Genomic DNA, 17,032 nt, shown 5'->3' on the forward strand with positions numbered 1-17,032 from the left:
TTAGAGTTTTTCTCCTTTTTTCAAATTATGCTGTTGGAAGTCCCATCACGGCTTTCACTTCTAAATATTCCTCGATACCGAAGTCTCCCCATTCTCTTCCGATACCAGATTGCTTAAAGCCGCCAAACGGGGCAAAGTAATCTGTTTCGGCATTGTTAATGGTAATTTGACCGGCACGAATATGTTCAGCTACATATTTTAATGTTTTTTCATCTTTTCCAACCACATAGCCAGCAAGACCGTACACTGTATCATTGGCAATCTCAAGGGCATGATCCAAGTCTTGATATGTGATCACACTCATGACGGGTCCGAATATTTCCTCTTGCGCAATGGTCATATCATTTTTCACATTTGTGAAAATAGTATGCTTGGCGAAATATCCTTTGTCTAGTCCGTCCGGCTTACCAGTTCCCCCAGCAAGCAGGTGAGCACCTTCTTCAATTCCTTTTTCAATATAAGACTGCACGGTATCCCATTGCTTTTTGGAGACAAGCGGGCCAGTGGCGTGATCTTCTCGCGGATCACCAACTGTAAACTTCGGCAGGGCATTCAGCAGCGCTTTTTCAAATGCGTCTTTCATTGATTCAGGAATCAGCACACGTGTAGCTGCGGAACATACTTGACCTGTATTCATCGCAATATGATGAACGGCTGTTTCGGCTGCCTCATCCACATCTGCATCATCTAAGACGATAAGAGGGGATTTCCCGCCGAGCTCAAGAGCCACTTTCTTAATATTGTCTGCAGCATTTTCCATTATTTTAGCGCCGACAGCACCTGATCCCGTAAATGAAACAAAGTCAATATCAGGGTGGGAGCTAATGCCGTCACCAATGACATCACCAGTTCCGTTTACTAGGTTGAAGACGCCTTTCGGTACGCCAGCTTCATCAATGATGTCTGCAAGAATCATTGCGGCAAAAGGTGTAATTTCCGCAGGCTTTAAGACAACTGGCGATCCTGCTGCAATGGCACCCGCGATTTTAAGTGATGTTTGATTCGTTGGGAAATTCCAAGGTGTAATCAATCCGCTGACACCAATCGCTTCTTTTATAATGGTGTGTCCGCCGCGGTCCTCAGTAAATGTATACGATTTAAGTGCTTCCGCTGCTTTAGAAAAATGTTCATGTCCCATTTTGTAATGAACTTCTTCTGATACTTTCAGCGGTGCACCGAGCTCTTGTGTCATGACTTCAATTAGTTCATCCTTACGCTTTTCGTAGCCGCGCACAATGTTTTCCAGCATCTTTACGCGTTCATTTCGAGATGTTTTTGAGAAAGAAGGGAAGGCGGCACGAGCGGCTTTGACTGCCTTATCTAAATCTTCTTTTGTACCTAAACTAATGGTGCCAATGACTTCCTCTGTAGCAGGATTGATGACCTCCGTCGTTTCGTTTCCTGTTGATGCGATCCATTCTCCGTTAATAAAATGTTTCTCTTGATTTCTCATTCTGACATGTCTCCTTTTTATATGTGATTCAATTCAATATTCTGTTTTCAGGTGATATAAAACTGTACCCACTGTGAAAAATCTAAAACGATGCAACTGTAAAAGAAAAAGTTTCTGATATAATACGCAAAGTGGGACATATGTCCTTTTCAACATGAGGGCATCTATCTTTTAATGGAACTAGACTGAAAAAGAAGGAGCATTTGAACGAATGAAAGGTGTTATTTTCGCTTTATTAGGAGGCGCTTGTATTACACTGCAAGGCGTAGCAAACGCAAGAATCAGCCAGGATATCGGGACATGGCAGGCGGCAACCATCACGCAGCTGACCGGTTTTATGATCGCACTGATCATTTTACTGATCGTACGTGACGGACACTTCAGGGAATATCAAAAGGTGCAGCCGCTTTATTTAGTAGGCGGTGCATTTGCAGCCATTATTATTTTCAATGAAGTGACTGCGATTCAAATGATCGGTGTCACACTGACCATCGCTGCTTTACTCATTGCACAGCTTGCTTTCACCTTTGCAATCGATGCAAAAGGATGGTTTGGTGTACAGAAGAAGAAAATGAAATGGCAGCATTATGCAGGAATTCTATTGATGATCGCAGGCGTAATCATTTTAAAGCTATAAAGGAGGGCGTTAGATGGAGGAGCTTCATGATCAATCTCTATTTTCCTCTTATCTCAAAGCACATGAATTAGAAAACGTCTTTCATCAGAAACTCATATCACACGTCAGCTTATGGCGCTATGAGCAAGGTGAGCTGATTTGTTCAAAGGGCGATCAGAGGGAGCACTTGTACTTGTTAGTAAAAGGAAAATTAAAGATTTTCACCACCACAAAAGAAGGAAAGACCTTCATTCTTTGTTTTAAACATCCTCTTGAAGCGATTGGAGATATTGAATACGTTCAGCAGACTGATATGGTCAATACAGTGGAGGCTGTCACAGAAGTACATATGCTAAGGATTTCTCATCAAGCGCTCATGCGCCATGCGAAAGATGCCCCCCGCGTGTTAACCTTTTTACTAAAGGGCATCACAAACAAATTTTATACGAAATCAAACGATTTGAGCTTCCACCTTTTATACCCTGTAGAGGTCAGACTCGCAAGCTACTTATTGTCTGTGTTAACAGGGGATAACAGCGCGAGCGCACTTCGTCTTACTGATGCGGCGAGCTTAATTGGTACAAGCTACCGTCATATTAACCGGGTGATTCAGCAATTTTGTGAAAAAGGGCTGATAGAGAGGCGAAGAGGGAAGATTACGATTCTTGACCGGGAAGGACTCTTAGAAATAGCGGAGCGAAACATTTATGAATAGAAGAAATGAAGGGATTCAGACATGATCATAGGAATAGGATTAGCCATCACGGCTGGCGCACTCGTCAGCTTACAAACCATTTTTAACAGTAAGGTCAATGAGCAGACAGGCTCTTGGTCAACGACCACTCTCGTTCTAGGTATGGGCTTTATTGCTTCACTTTTGATGGGTCTTTTGCTAGAAGGAACCGGCATGTTTCAATTAAGACATATGGAAGCGTGGTACTGGATTAGCGGAGCCATTGGAGTAGGTGTGGTCATCTGCCTCGTTCAAAGCATCAAACGTCTCGGTCCGACTTATGGAATCTCGATTGTCCTGATTTCACAGCTCGGCTCCGCGCTTTTGTTCGATTCGCTTGGCTGGCTTGGGTTAGAAAAAGTGGAATTTTCTCCCGCAAAACTATTAGGTGTCATTGTGATTGTTGCGGGGATCCTGGTGTTTAAATTGACCAAATTGGAGTCAGCAGAAGAGGATCAATCAGAAGAAAAAGGGCTGCCACAAGAGTAAGCTGCCCTTTAGATCAACCGCCGCCATAGAACAGTTATCGCGGATAAACCATTTAAAAGGAGCCTTTTCATCAAAGGCTTTTTTTTCTGACCATAGGACCCCGTTTTATAGGCTTCCTTGTCCTTCGCGACAAGTATACTATAGGCAATTTTACGTTCTATTGCCTGAGTAAGTGATAGCGCAAAAGGGGCACTATCAATGACCAAAATTGACTCTGTATTTAAAAAACTAGACCTCGCATCTAAATTATATGTGCCAATAATACTTAAATAATCATCAATGACCATTGATTTCGCATGAATGGAATACGGGCCTTCATATTCGTACAAATGAACGCCTGTTTTCATCAGTTCCTTTTTCGTGCTTAAGTAACCTGCAAAAGCTAACGGATTTGGCGTCGCTGTAAGAGAATTCGTGACAACTGTCGTTTGAATCCCGCTGGCTAAGGGAGTGAGGCCGTCTTTCATGGGTCGTGTCGGGATGACATAAGGCGTCTGTATGAGCACAGAACGCTTTGCCCGGTGAGCTAGATCGTTTAGTTTTTTTAGCACAAGAGGACGCTTATTGAAGCGCTCCACAGGATTTGTAAAAAATGCAATCTGCTTTACTGAGGTGCCATCTGCTGCCCAATTAAAGGACGACATCACAAAAGGTTCTTTCGCATGCACTGCCTCCTGATAGGATCTAAGCAGTTTCTTTCTTAGTTTTAAGCCTTTCTTTGCTTTTTGTTTGGAGAACACAGCTTTTGTTCTTTTCGTAAAGTGATGATTCCATAAATAAACGAAGTATTGCTCCATTTCATCTAATACTTTTCCTTTTTTGTCGTTATAAAGCAGCACATCGCGGTCAAATGCAAAATCTTTCGGGGGCTGATCTGCAAAGTATTTATCACCGATATTTCTTCCGCCCATCACAGCCACTCGGCCATCTGCCATCAGCAGCTTATCATGAAGGCGGTTATGCCACGTCCATGGCTTAAATAACCGAAAGGGCTCATAAAAACGAATGGCCATGTTCGGGTGATTTGCCACGGCATACCGTAAATCTTTTAGCGGTCCACGCAAACTGTGGCAGATGCCGTCTAAAAGCAGCTGAACTTTCACCCCTCGATCAGCAGCTTCAATTAAAGCACCTAGTACCCATTCGGCTGTTTTTCCCTTTTGAATGGAATAATAACTTAGGCGGATCATCCTCTTTGCCTCACGAATCATTTGGATTCTGGCCTGACCAGACTCAAATCCATCGTCAAGAAGCATCACTTGATTTGTGCCCTGATCATCTCCTGAGATCGAAGAGGCTTTATAGATACAATGTTCTTTGCATGTTTTTTGGATCGGCAAATAAAACAAAACAAATGCGGTCAAAAAGACATAAACGACATAGAGAAGGATCAGATAAAACAAAAGATGAAGCATACGGATCAGCTCCTTTCACATAGACACAACTTTTCCTTAGTTTATGTCAAAAATAAAATTTCACTCATTTTCTCCTTTCATCTAAATACATGACAAAAGAATCATCTTGTTTTTATTGGGCATTTAATTATAGTATGAAATGAATAAGGGGGAATCGATTTGAATGAATCATTATTTAACATCCCAAGTGATGTATATCAAACGTTAAGTGAAACAGAACGATATTTACTCAATTATATTCACCAGCATTTAGAGGATATCTCCACCTTATCCATTGTCACTTTAAGCGAAAGAGCCAATGTATCAACGGCCACGATTGTCAGACTGATGAAAAAAATTGGCTATAACGGCTATACATCCTTTAAATATCGATTGAAACAAGAAAAGAAAATGACAGATGCAAGCGACCAGCTCAAAAATATTGATGAAGACATCAAACTAGCGATTCGGAAAAATGAAGAAGAGGTTTTAAAAACGATACAGCTGCAAAGTATTGGACAAATTGAAGATGCCGTTCAAAAAATACATAATGCAGACAAAATTTATATTTTCGGCAGAGGCTTCTCAGAGATGATCGCCAAAGAGATGACCATCAAATTACAGCTCATCGGGAAAACATGTGAAGTACACGACGATCCGAATATCATTCGGCTGAAATCGCGAGACATTGAAAAAAGTGAGCTTGCCATCTTTGTTTCATTAAATGGCGAAACAGCTGAGCTTGTTGAAGCGTGTCAAAACCTCAGTATGAAGCAAGTCACAACCATTACGGTTACGACAAGAATAGATTCTACATTAAGCAAAATATCAGATATGACACTAGTCGGATATAAAGGGGAACAATCTTTCTTCCCAGATTATGAAGTCAGATCCCGTCTGTCTCTTCATGTCATTGCCCGCATTTTACTTGACGCCTATGTGATCCGAATGAAATAACCAATAAGAAAGCCTTCGAGAGTTTGATCTGGAAGGCTTTTTCTCATGAAAACCTTTACACATTCTGAAAACATTTTCACTGAATCGTATGAGATACTTTCTTTAGAGAAAAGAAAGAAGGTGAAACCAATTGATTTATACCTGCACCTTAAATCCTGCTATTGACCTATATATTGCATTAAAAGAAATGCGGGCAAATGCAGTCAATCGCACAGAAGATGAAGATTATCAGCCGAATGGAAAAGGCGTGAACGTGTCAATTATGCTAAAGAAATATGGCTTCACCAGCACTGCATTAGGATTTATCGCTGGGTTTTCAGGCTCTTATATTGAACAATCTTTAAAGGATCTCTCCATTCAGACCGATTTTATCTCGGTTGAAGGCATCACACGCATTAATGTTTTTATCAATACGACAGAAGAATACAAGCTTGTGAATCAGGGCCCTGCAATTGAAAAAAAAGCGCTTCACGCCTTCCGTGAGAAAATTGCGGCTATCCCGCAGGGAGGCATCCTCATCATGTCAGGCAGTCTGCCAAAGGGCGTTCCTGCCAGCATTTTTTCAGAAGTAGCAGCTATTTGTCATCAACAGAAGGTCAAGTTCATTTTAGACACAAGCTCCGCAGCGGTTCTTGAGACGCTTCAATACAAACCGTATTTACTAAAACCGAATGAAGAAGAAATTGCTGCTTTTTTCGGTAAAACACATCCTTTGTCAGAAAAAGAACTCATTCAATCAGGAGAGAAACTCATTGAGATGGGTGCAGAGCAAGTGCTTATTTCCCGCGGGGGAGAAGGGGCTTTGTTCATTACGAAAGACGCCGTCTTAAAAGGAAACGCACCGACAGGCACTGTAGTAAATACAGCTTGCTCTGGAGATGCGATGCTCGCAGCCTTTCTTAGTAAACAGCTTGAAGGTCATTCATCTGAAGAGTGCTTACGTTACGGCATTGCAACTGGCGCATCTACTGCATTTTCTAAAGGCTTAAGTGATTTACATGACATTGATTCATTGATTGAGCAAGTACACATTCAGGAGAAATAAGGGGGAATAACACATGAGCCGTAAAAAAATTGTCGCTGCAACCGGCTGTCCAACAGGCATTGCACACACATTCATGGCAGCTGAAGCATTAAAAATCGCTGCCGAGCAACTAGGGGTCGACATCAAAGTCGAAACGCATGGTCAAGTAGGAATTGAAAACGCTTTAACTGATCAAGACATTCTGGAGGCCGATGGGGTCATTGTCGCAGCTGACAAAGATGTAAATACAGATCGTTTTCACGGCAAACCACTAATTGAAGTGCCTGTAGCGAAGGGTATCCGCACGCCAAATGAACTGATCCAAGGCATTATCAATGGAGATGCCCCCGTTCATCAAGTGAAAGGAAGAACTTCTGGAACGGAGAAACCATCTGCTCCTTCATCCTCTCAACATAAGTCGGCAAATAAATGGATACACACCATCTATAAGCACTTAATGAACGGTGTATCACACATGCTGCCATTTGTCGTTGGAGGCGGTGTCTTAATTGCCCTTTCTTTCTTATTTGGTATCTACTCTGCTGATCCTAAGCACGAAACGTATCATCCGTTTGCTGCCTATTTGAAAAGCATTGGCGGACTTGGCTTTAGTTTAATGGTGCCAATTTTAGCAGCATTTATCGCTGATTCGATCGCAAGACGCCCAGGGATGGTCGTTGGATTTATAGGTGGTCTCCTTGCAAACGATGGAGGCGCTGGATTCTTAGGTGGTATTATCGCAGGTTTTGCAGCAGGGTATATCATCGTACTTCTTCAATTCCTGCTTCAAAAATTACCTACATCACTTGACGGATTAAAATCAATTTTCATCTATCCTGTCATCGGAATTTTCTTAATTGGGGCTGTCATGACCCCGTTGTTAGTTCCAATCACAGGGCTAAATAATTCCTTAATGGACTTTCTCTCATCTGTACAATCCACAAATCCGCTGCTTTTAGGCTTAATTGTTGGAGCAATGTGTGGATTTGATATGGGCGGACCTTTTAACAAAGCAGCCTATGTCACAGGAACGGCTTTACTTGCAGAAGGTAACCTTTACTTCATGGCAGGTGTGTCAGCAGCATGTATCACACCGCCGCTTATCATTGCGATTGCTACAACGATTTTCCGAAAACATTTCACGCCACAAGAACGAAATGCAGGGGCAATCAACTATATTCTAGGAGCGACACATATTACAGAAGGAGCCATCCCATTTGCGGCCAAAAACCCGGTCGTTGTCCTGCCAATTATCATGTTTGGCTCGGCCATCTCTGCTATATTGACATATTTGTTTGGGGTACAGGTTCCAGCTCCGCATGGTGGATTCCTTGTTCTTCCGGTCGTCACAGGTGCATTCCAATGGGTGCTTTCCATACTAATCGGCTCACTCGTAGGTGCGATTCTCTACGGACTTTACCGTAAAAAAATAGACAACCCCGCAGTTTAAAAGGGAGGATGAGAAATGATGGAACATATCTATATGAATCTTCACGAAACAGCTTCTTCACAGGCTGGCGTGTTCGCAGCCATTGCTGACATTGCCTACAAAGCAGGTATTTGCACCTCACCAGAGGATGTCAAAAAAGGGTTAGCGGAAAGGGAAGCACTGAGTACAACCGGATTTCAAGATGGATTTGCCATTCCGCATACTCAAACAGAAGCCATCACGAAACCAGCACTTGTGATCGTCCGCACGGAAACAGGTATTGAATGGGACGCTTTTGATGGGAAGCCTTGCTTTTTCTTCTTATCCTTACTGATCCCTAAAAGTGAAGCAGGGACGACTCATTTAAAAGCTCTTTCAGCCCTTTCACGAGGCTTAATGGATGAAACGAAACGTCAAAAACTGCTGGAAACAAGAACAAATGAAGACATGCTTGCTGTATTAGAAACGGATATTTTAACTAGAGAGGATGTTTGATCATGCCTTTACTTTCAACAACACCAATGCTTGAGGCTGCGAAAAACGAAAAATACGGAATTGTGGCATTCAATGTGCACTCCTTTGACAGTATCTATTGGGTGCTCGAAACTGCCGCAGAATTAAAGTCACCTGTGATTTTGCAAACAACGGTTGGAACGGTTCAATCTCTTGGAGCAAAAGCGATTGCAGATACAGTGAAGGCGGCGGCTGATCAATATCAAATCCCAATCGGTCTTCACCTGGATCACTGTACAGACTTTGATGTAATTCTCACCTGTATCAGGGCTGGATATACATCCGTTATGATCGATGCATCTATGCACTCATACGAAGAAAATGTACGCCGCACAAAAGAAGTCGTGGATCTTGCCTTAAAAGTCGGTGTAAATGTCGAAGCAGAGCTAGGCAAGGTAGGCGGTGTAGAAGATGATATCGTCGTCGATGAAAAGGATGCTGAAAAAGCCGTTCCATCAGAATGCCGCCAATTTGTAGAAGAAACTAGGGTGCCTACTTTAGCGCCTGCGATTGGTACTGCCCATGGCATTTATAAAGGGGTGCCGGATATTGACTTTGCCCGCATTGAACAAATTGCAGCGCTGGTCGATGTACCACTTGTTCTGCACGGTGGTTCCGCTGTACCAGATGAGGATGTCAAGCGATGCGTTGCACTTGGTATGGCAAAGGTGAATGTCTCAACTGAACTGAAAAATGCGTATTCCGAAGCAATACGTGATCATTTCTCAAACGAACCTGAAAGCTTAGATCCGCGTATGTATTTACAAAAAGCAAAACAAGCAGCGAAAGACATGGTCCAATCGAAAATACGAATCGTTGGCAGTGAGGGCAAAGCCCATCCGTTATATCAATAAGAAAAAAAGCAGAGCCGCTATTGCTCTGCTTTTTCACATTATTCGTTTTCTTTCATTTCATTAGATGTGCGTACCCGTGCATTTCCCATAAAAACGACCGTAATCGCCGCAAGTGCAATCGGGAATAATGCAAGCAAAAATACGTACGTAATACTTTGTGACATCGCATCGATGACTTTATTTAAAATATCAGTCGGAATTTGTGAGCGGGCACCTTCTTGGAAAATAGCCTGTGGATCGCTTATTTGAGAAGGGGCTCCTTTCATTCCGCTAAAGGCATCAGCTAAACGATTTGTCAGCACATTGGTTTGAATCGTTCCGAAAATTGTTACACCGAGCGTCATTCCAAGTGATCTCATAAATGAATTGGTCGAGTTTGCACTGCCTCGGTAGCGCGGCTCAAGATCATTCATTGAAGCTGACGGCAGAAGGGAGAAGCTGAACCCGACGCCAAAGCCTGATATCATCATAAAGAGTGTGAGCCACAGTCTTGCTGTATCTGGTGACATATTGGCAAGCAGCAGCATCCCAGCGAAAAATGAAATGACAGAAATAGTCATAAGACGCCTGAAAGGCACTTTCGTCTGCATCGTTCCGCCAATCATACTGCCAATGACTGATCCAATCATCATCGGTGTTAAAATGAACCCTGCACTTGTCGCAGATTCACCGTACACAGCCTGCACGAAAATAGGAATAAAGACAGCAAGAATAATAAATGTCCCGCCATATAAAAACGCCAAAATTTGAGATGTTGCAAATAATCGATTTTTAAACATCCAAAATGAGATAATCGGCTCCTCAGCCTTACGCTCAACAATAAAGAAGATCGTACCGAACACAAGAAACACAGCAAAAAGTGTGAGGATTTGCACCGAATCCCAAGCATAAGATTTACCGCCAAGCTCAAGCGCGAACATTAAGCTGACAACCGCAACGACAAGTGTAATAGCACCTGACCAGTCGATTTTCTGCTTACGATGTTCAAGCGATTCCTGATAGTATCTGGCGATCAAGAAGACACTGACAATACCAATTGGCACATTAATATAGAAAACCCAATGCCAGCCGATCGAATCCGTAATAATAGCACCTAAAAGCGGTCCGAGTACACTTGATAAACCAAAGACTGCTCCAAACATACCAGACATTTTCCCGCGCTTTTCAGGCGGGAAGATGTCAAAGATAATCGTAAATGCGATCGGAAGAAGTGCACCGCCCCCAAGCCCTTGAATGGCTCGGTAAATAATGAGCTGATCCATCGTTTGTGCGATACCGCACAGCGCTGATCCAATTAAAAAGAAAATAAGTCCAAACAGAAAAAAACGCTTTCGACCATACATATCAGAAAGCTTTCCGTAAATAGGCATTCCCGCCATCACTGCCACCATATAAGAAGCCGTCACCCAAGCAAATTTATCAAAACTGCCTAAATCTGCTACGATGCTTCCCATTGCTGTTGCAACAATGGTATTGTCCATCGCTGCCATAAAAATCCCTAACAGCAAACCGATGACAACAAAGCGAGTGGATGCCTTGCCTTTATCCACATGATTCATTTCATTTACCTCCTGCTTACGTTCTCTCATTATTTTTGCTATGATCAACTTAACCATAAAGTAAGAGAACATTTATCTTGATGATCAAGATAAATTGATTTTAAAGGGAGGAGAACAAGTTGTCAATAAAGAACGAGGCTGAAGACAGAGCAGCCCAGATCATACATACAATGAGGCGCCTCGCCACACGAACCGTTTTGTTCCACCAAGCGGCCGCTCAATCGCTCGGCCTTTTTCCAACAGATCTCAAATCCGCCGATTTATTAAACGAACTCGGTCCTCTCACAGCAGGAGAATTAAGTGAAAAAACAGGTCTTAGCTCCGGTGCGGTCACAGCTCTTATTGACCGGCTTGAAAAAGCGGGCTACGCCAAAAGAGAAAAGGATCCAAAAGACAAACGAAGAGTCATCATTGTTCCTCTAACAGCGGGGAAATCACAGGTAAAAGAACTCTTTCGATCCTTATCAACATCAACGAAGGAACTCACAAATGAATACAAACCAGAAGAATTAGATTTAATTATTCAATTTATAACTGAAGCAGCAGATATCATGGAGCAAGAGCTGCAATTGCTGAAGTCTAAATCGTAAAAAGTACACTGATGCGGGTGTGCTTTTTCTAAGTGCATTCCTAATTCATGTATGGATTGCCTCGACTAGTGACATCTTCCTTACCATGGAAGTGCTCTATAACATTTTTTATAATGGAGTAGCTCAAAAAAATGTTCTATTTAAAAGATTGTTCTAAAAACGACATTATAATTGTTATGACAAAAGTGGAGCTAACGCATTCTATAGTGAGCTTTTCAATTGCAACAATGTCATTTACATAATAAGTATTGTTTTTGTGTCTTAATTCCTATTTAATGGCAAACTTTGTATTGGTAAAATTGACCTTGTCAATGAATAGGAAGGAGTGAATTCTTCTGGGCAAGATACTTGATGCAAAAGCACTAACCAGTGCCATGGACACAAGGGCAAAACACTATCAGGAACTCTGCGAACAAATGGTAGATTTAAAAAGGCATTACAAGGTGTAGCCAATCTCGGTGATGATTTCACTGGGAAAGGTGCAGATAATATTAAAAGTTTCTATAAAGAGCTTGCTGGAAAATGTAGACATGTTTATCAGCTTCATTGATAAACAAAAAGCCTTCATGAAGGTGTTTCTGGGACACTGGATGATACGAGCTTTGGCGGCGATACCTTTGTAGAAGAACACTTTTAGACAACGCAGTAATATGGGCATCAAGAATGCCAAAAGCATTGTAGGATCAAAAAAGGCACTCAAAACGATTTTTCAAGACATTGATGACCTCATTTCCCTAGAGGTATTTGATAGCCAAACCTTTGATGAAAAAATAGAAGATGCGGAAGATGAACGAAAAAAGACGGTCAAAGAACTAAGAGAGCTTGATCAAAATTTAAAAGATGAATATGCTTTGTCAGAGACAGAGCAGCAAGCTACAATGGCATTGTACGCTGAAATGATGAATGCGACAAATGACGGAAAAGCGATTTCGCCTATGAATTTTGACAAGAAAGCGTATCAAAATAGCGAAATCTACAAGGCAAAGAGCGATATTGAGAAGCAAACTTCTGAATATCTGAAAATCAAAAAAGAACAAGAAGAAGCCCGAAAGATTGCGAAGGAACAAGAAGCGCTCGCCAACCGCCCTTGGTATGAAAAAGCCCTCGATTATGGCGGAGCCATCGTGAATGAACTGACCGGCGTGAACGATGCAAAACGTGCCGCAACAGGCGTTGATCCAATCACAGGCGAGGAACTCACCGCGGGACAGCGAGTCGCGGCAGGCGGCATGGCAGCCGCAGGCTACATCCCAATCGTCGGCTGGGCAGGCCGCATTTTCAAAGGAGGAAAGGCTGTCTATAAAACGACCCAAGCCACATCAGCCGCAGTTAGGGCAGTCGATATCTACAAGACATCACAAAAATCCTTTGACGCCCTAAAAACATCTCAAAAAGGTTTATATGGACTCACCGCCACCAACGGATTCAGCGAAGCGATCACAGGCCGAGACATGTTTGGAAATAAGATCTCGAAAGAACAGCAGGAAGCGAGCATGAACGCGGCGCTTGGTATGCTTTTGCCGTTTGGAGCGAAAGGGTTTCATGGTAAAATGGGGATTAAGGGTACGGGTGAAATTGGTTGGAATATGTCAAAAGGTGGAGGAGAAATAAATGGAAGAAAGTATTCTCAGCATGCTTTGGAAAGAATGGCACCTGATATTCCTGAAGTACAAGCTACTTTAACAAGTAGAGCAATTAAAAAAGCTGAAGAATTAGGATTTAAACCACAAACAAAAGAATTTAGTGATTTCATCAAAAAATATGTTGATCCAAGAAATATTCCACCTTCAGTTATTGAAGACGCTATAATGAATACGAAAAAGATACCTGGTAATAGAAGCGGAACGTTTGTTCATGAAACAATGGATGTCAAAGTAATTATAAATGAAGCTGGCGATGTTATCACAGTTATACCGAAATAATTAATAAAAAGGATGAATACGAATGTTTATCAAGTATGATGAATATGATCTATTAGAACTTTTTCAAAGTGAGCTGGTGAGTATAACAGGCAATATAGATGATGGAGAATTAATCTATACTTACAAAGATGACCAAAATTTCAAGGTGATTTTAACTTTAGATGTATATAAGCAAACATGAGTAGTCTAAGTATTACATTTAATGATTCTATAGTATTTACAGGTGATTTAATAATGTAACAAGTATAAAAGATGACAATGCTATGGTAATAACGTGAAGAAGAGAAGCCAAAAGCAAATTTTATAAACAAGTTGGAGTGAGTTATAAAATAGCTTTATTATATTAGAAAGAAATATAAAACAATTATGATATTCTCTCAGATAAATCAGTAGGTGAAGTAGTTGATACTTCTAAAAATAATATTATTGTTATCATACCTTGACTGGCTATATGCCTTTCAAGGTTTTTGTGTTTATTGGCTTTCATACCGAGAAAAACCGTTAAAATGGGAATCTTTTTCCTGAGTGGTTCATCGTATGATAGAGACAAGCAAAACGAACGTATTGAGCACTCTAAGTACCTTGGTTGGTGTCCCCTTGGAGACGCGCCTCTCCCTTATCAATGGCGTATCTGGATACGGAACAAAAGTGTTGAGGAATGTGGCTATACGAGAGGGACATTCTGAGCCTGAATAGCAGCTGGTCTGCGGCAGCCGTATCGAGGACAGTTTTTCATTTCAATTGATGATTGACTGTAATTGGCATCCTCTCGGAGTGTAGTCATCATTTCAAAATCTATTTAAGCGAATAGCGTAAGGTGGTGTTTATTCAGCTAACAGTGTTCTGTTTCGAAAGAGACAATAAAGCAATCGAAAAGCATTGCAGCTTGATCAAAATAGCGAAATCTACAAGGCAAAGAGCGATATTGAGAAGCAAACTTCTGAATATCTGAAAATCAAAAAAGAACAAGAAGAAGCCCGAAAGATTGCGAAGGAACAAGAAGCGCTCGCCAACCGCCCTTGGTATGAAAAAGCCCTAGATTATGGCGGAACCATCGTGAATGAACTGACCGGCGTGAACGATGCAAAACGTGCCGCAACAGGCGTTGATCCAATCACAGGGGAGGAACTCACCGCAGGCCAGCGAGTCGCTGCAGGAGGAATGGCTGCAGCCGGCTACATCCCTATCGTCGGCTGGGCAGGACGCATTTTCAAAGGCGGGAAAGCTGTTTATAAAACCACCCAAGCCACATCAGCTGCAGTCAGAGCAGTCGACATTTACAAGACATCACAAAAATCCTTTGACGCCTTAAAAACATCTCAAAAAGGACTATATGGCCTCACTGCAACCAACGGATTCAGCGAAGCAATCACAGGCCGAGACATGTTTGGAAACAAGATCTCAAAAGAACAGCAGGAAGCAAGTATGAACGCGGCTTTGGGGATGCTTTTGCCGTTTGGGGCGAAAGGCTTTCGGGGGAAGATGGGAATTACGGGTAGGGAAAACGTTAAGTTCTCATCTAGCTTAGAAGATCATATAAGAAAAGTTGATCCCAATGTTCCAAGGAGAAGAGGAATTGGTGGGGCGCATAACAAAGATGAATTTATGAAAAATGATGTAAATATATTAAATGTTAAGAAGCATGATGCTTTGCCAGGAGTGGAAAAAATAACTTACCAAGTTCCTTCTTTAGATGCTAAAACAGGTCAAAAAATTGGATGGAAAGCAAAGCCATTTGATAAAACTGTTTATGATCCTAAGTTAATTTCTGATGAAGATTTTATTAAACGAGGAAAAGAAGCTGTAAATAATGCTTCTTCAAAAGGTGTTTTAGGGAGAGAATGGGAAGGTTATGATGGACAAGGTATAAAATGGAGAGGTTATACAGATAAGGATGGGGCAGTGACCTCGTTTTATACTGAATTATAGGTAGGAGGATTCAGATAGTATGTTAAAAAAAATTTTAGAAACTCAAATGTTAAGAGATGAACACTTTCCTGTGGTGGCTTTCTTCAATGCCATTACTGATGATAGCTTTGTAAATATTGTTCAGCATTTATCTACGGGAGTAGGTTATGGAATTAACGATGTGGATTGCACATTTCCAAATGATCTGGAACCCGACGAGGAGCCCTTTCATGGAGTACTATTTGCACTTCATGATGATGAGGTTATTGTTGATTATCAAACATTCTACTATTATCTTGAGCAAGCCTGTAACACGTACATTACAGAGTATCCTCAGGATAAGAAAACTATTAGCGAGGTGTTAAGGAAGGTTTTTGAAAAATATAGATTGGCCAATTGACAGAAGCAACCTCTGAAAATAGTTGAGCAACTAAGTATTGAAATTAGTAGAATGATTAAAGACAATTCTAATTGATAATTTATAGGCTGAATAATAAATTAGGACTTAAATTACTATCAAATTTATGAATAAGTTGGAGAATAATGAGAAGAAATATAAAACTCGAAGTCCCTGTATTCAACATTCATCCTTTAAGAATAACTGAATGTTGGATTGTACGTTATAATAATTTCAGGGAAATTGACCCTAAAAAGTTAGAAGCAGAAGATGATAGATGGTTTATGTTCACTGAAAGTTTATTACAACTTTATCATGAGAAATCATCAATAACATTGGATTTAGGGTGGTATCCTGATTTATCTTCTGATGGTAACTACCTTGTTCTAATAGTTAAAAATACAGATTGGGACAATCCTATTGAGGAATTCAGCTCGGATGACTATACCAAAGTGATTGATTTTATAGAATTTCATTTGAAAGAAATTACATCCAACTGGTGGAAATAAAATAGTAGGTACTTATTTACTAACAAATTAACATCGCTAGTTTCTTCAGTTTTACTCGTTTTTGATCAATTTTTGAGGCTGTAGGTACTCGAGAATGTGTTCTCAGAGTAATTACATAATTAGGGGATTCAATATGTTTAGAGAATTAGATATTCTTTTATCTGCTGATACAACAGTAGATTCATGGTATGATGACGGGTGTTTGATTGCTAGTGAGATACTCTCTGATTTTAGCCTAAATGACTGGGAAGAACTATCAAATCAGGTGCTTAATAAACCAATAGAGTGGCAGCGTAAAATTGCTTATTGTCTGGATAATGAGTGCAATGAATATGAGTTAATTATTTTAATAGATTTGTTGAATACTAATGATAAAGAATTATTTGAGATTTGTATTGATACATTGAGAAGCTTCCCAATTGAAGGTATTGAAGCATCCTCAAATTTTAATACGTGTAAATCATGTAATGGCTACTACTACGAATTCCCCAGTAAAAGTAGTTCTTCAAGACTTTCTTTCAAAAATGAATTCAAATTAGTTCATTTTTAATGAGATTACGCAAAAAAACCTTGATCTGCTTAATGCCCTCAAGGTTTTTTGTGTTATTGAACATCAAATTGAGAAAAAACCGACCAAAAGAGGGATGGGGACCCATCGTATGATAAAGACCAGCAAAACTAGGCG

Annotated in this window: 15 protein-coding genes and 3 pseudogenes; 15 read left to right on the forward strand and 3 right to left on the reverse strand. The window is 41.0% G+C overall.

Annotated elements, in window-relative coordinates:
- Window positions 1-25: 25 nt before the first annotated feature.
- On the reverse strand, window positions 26-1,453 hold the full coding sequence (locus JJ692_RS11885) for an aldehyde dehydrogenase family protein (RefSeq protein WP_206533803.1): 1,428 nt from the start codon (window positions 1,451-1,453) through the stop codon (window positions 26-28).
- 211 nt (window positions 1,454-1,664) lie between these two features.
- Here JJ692_RS11885 and JJ692_RS11890 point away from each other — a divergent pair, with 211 nt between their 5' ends.
- From JJ692_RS11890 to JJ692_RS11900, 3 genes are read left to right on the forward strand one after another with little or no spacing between them, the layout of a single operon-like run.
- Window positions 1,665-2,090, forward strand: coding sequence for a DMT family transporter (locus tag JJ692_RS11890; RefSeq protein ID WP_024425673.1), 426 nt, complete (start codon window positions 1,665-1,667; stop codon window positions 2,088-2,090).
- Window positions 2,091-2,103: 13 nt separating this feature from the next.
- Window positions 2,104-2,784, forward strand: coding sequence for a Crp/Fnr family transcriptional regulator (locus JJ692_RS11895; RefSeq protein ID WP_206533804.1), 681 nt, complete (start codon window positions 2,104-2,106; stop codon window positions 2,782-2,784).
- A gap of 21 nt (window positions 2,785-2,805) precedes the next feature.
- Window positions 2,806-3,291 (forward strand): DMT family transporter, encoded by a 486-nt coding sequence (locus JJ692_RS11900; RefSeq protein WP_025093180.1) that lies wholly within the window; start codon window positions 2,806-2,808, stop codon window positions 3,289-3,291.
- An 8-nt stretch (window positions 3,292-3,299) separates the two neighbouring features.
- Here the strand turns inward: JJ692_RS11900 and JJ692_RS11905 are convergent, their stop codons facing one another.
- Window positions 3,300-4,706: a phospholipase D-like domain-containing protein gene (locus JJ692_RS11905; RefSeq protein WP_206533805.1), complete on the reverse strand. Its 1,407-nt coding sequence runs from the start codon at window positions 4,704-4,706 to the stop codon at window positions 3,300-3,302.
- A 159-nt stretch (window positions 4,707-4,865) separates the two neighbouring features.
- Between JJ692_RS11905 and JJ692_RS11910 the strand changes: the two genes are divergently transcribed.
- The 5 genes from JJ692_RS11910 (at window position 4,866) to JJ692_RS11930 (ending at window position 9,462) form a co-directional block, all read left to right on the forward strand.
- Window positions 4,866-5,642, forward strand: coding sequence for a MurR/RpiR family transcriptional regulator (locus JJ692_RS11910; RefSeq protein ID WP_024425669.1), 777 nt, complete (start codon window positions 4,866-4,868; stop codon window positions 5,640-5,642).
- A 130-nt stretch (window positions 5,643-5,772) separates the two neighbouring features.
- Window positions 5,773-6,687 (forward strand): 1-phosphofructokinase, encoded by a 915-nt coding sequence (gene pfkB, locus JJ692_RS11915; RefSeq protein WP_206533806.1) that lies wholly within the window; start codon window positions 5,773-5,775, stop codon window positions 6,685-6,687.
- Between the two features lie 13 nt (window positions 6,688-6,700).
- Window positions 6,701-8,116: a PTS fructose transporter subunit IIC gene (locus JJ692_RS11920; RefSeq protein WP_206533807.1), complete on the forward strand. Its 1,416-nt coding sequence runs from the start codon at window positions 6,701-6,703 to the stop codon at window positions 8,114-8,116.
- A 15-nt stretch (window positions 8,117-8,131) separates the two neighbouring features.
- Entirely contained in the window at window positions 8,132-8,590 is a 459-nt protein-coding gene (locus tag JJ692_RS11925) for a PTS sugar transporter subunit IIA (RefSeq protein ID WP_024427781.1), read from the forward strand.
- A 2-nt stretch (window positions 8,591-8,592) separates the two neighbouring features.
- Window positions 8,593-9,462, forward strand: coding sequence for a class II fructose-bisphosphate aldolase (locus JJ692_RS11930; protein ID WP_206533808.1), 870 nt, complete (start codon window positions 8,593-8,595; stop codon window positions 9,460-9,462).
- Window positions 9,463-9,500: 38 nt separating this feature from the next.
- Here JJ692_RS11930 and JJ692_RS11935 read toward each other — a convergent pair whose 3' ends face one another.
- The gene (locus tag JJ692_RS11935) at window positions 9,501-11,021 is read right to left on the reverse strand and encodes an MDR family MFS transporter (RefSeq protein WP_056766947.1); all 1,521 of its coding nucleotides are present in this window, start codon (window positions 11,019-11,021) and stop codon (window positions 9,501-9,503) included.
- A gap of 170 nt (window positions 11,022-11,191) precedes the next feature.
- On the opposite strand from JJ692_RS11935, the gene JJ692_RS11940 reads away from it, so the two are divergent.
- The 7 genes and pseudogenes from JJ692_RS11940 to JJ692_RS11970 all read left to right on the forward strand — a co-directional run bounded on the left by JJ692_RS11940 (window position 11,192) and on the right by JJ692_RS11970 (window position 16,897).
- Window positions 11,192-11,611 (forward strand): MarR family winged helix-turn-helix transcriptional regulator, encoded by a 420-nt coding sequence (locus JJ692_RS11940; RefSeq protein ID WP_044335851.1) that lies wholly within the window; start codon window positions 11,192-11,194, stop codon window positions 11,609-11,611.
- Between the two features lie 374 nt (window positions 11,612-11,985).
- Window positions 11,986-13,533 (forward strand): annotated as a pseudogene (locus JJ692_RS11945) (ribonuclease YeeF family protein).
- A 22-nt stretch (window positions 13,534-13,555) separates the two neighbouring features.
- Window positions 13,556-13,811: pseudogene (locus JJ692_RS11950) on the forward strand (hypothetical protein).
- Window positions 13,812-14,424: 613 nt separating this feature from the next.
- Window positions 14,425-15,462: pseudogene (locus JJ692_RS19160) on the forward strand (CdiA family toxin C-terminal domain-containing protein); the annotation flags it as partial.
- 19 nt (window positions 15,463-15,481) lie between these two features.
- A complete protein-coding gene (cdiI, locus tag JJ692_RS11960) occupies window positions 15,482-15,841 on the forward strand; it encodes a ribonuclease toxin immunity protein CdiI (RefSeq protein WP_226340878.1) in 360 nt (119 codons plus the stop codon).
- A 143-nt stretch (window positions 15,842-15,984) separates the two neighbouring features.
- On the forward strand, window positions 15,985-16,347 hold the full coding sequence (locus JJ692_RS11965) for a hypothetical protein (RefSeq protein ID WP_206533809.1): 363 nt from the start codon (window positions 15,985-15,987) through the stop codon (window positions 16,345-16,347).
- 133 nt (window positions 16,348-16,480) lie between these two features.
- Complete coding sequence (locus tag JJ692_RS11970) at window positions 16,481-16,897, forward strand: hypothetical protein (protein ID WP_241257950.1); 417 nt, start codon at window positions 16,481-16,483, stop codon at window positions 16,895-16,897.
- Window positions 16,898-17,032: the final 135 nt, after the last annotated feature.

This window comes from Bacillus sp. 3a, from assembly GCF_017161885.1.
In the GTDB taxonomy this organism is placed as follows: domain Bacteria; phylum Bacillota; class Bacilli; order Bacillales; family Bacillaceae; genus Bacillus; species Bacillus safensis.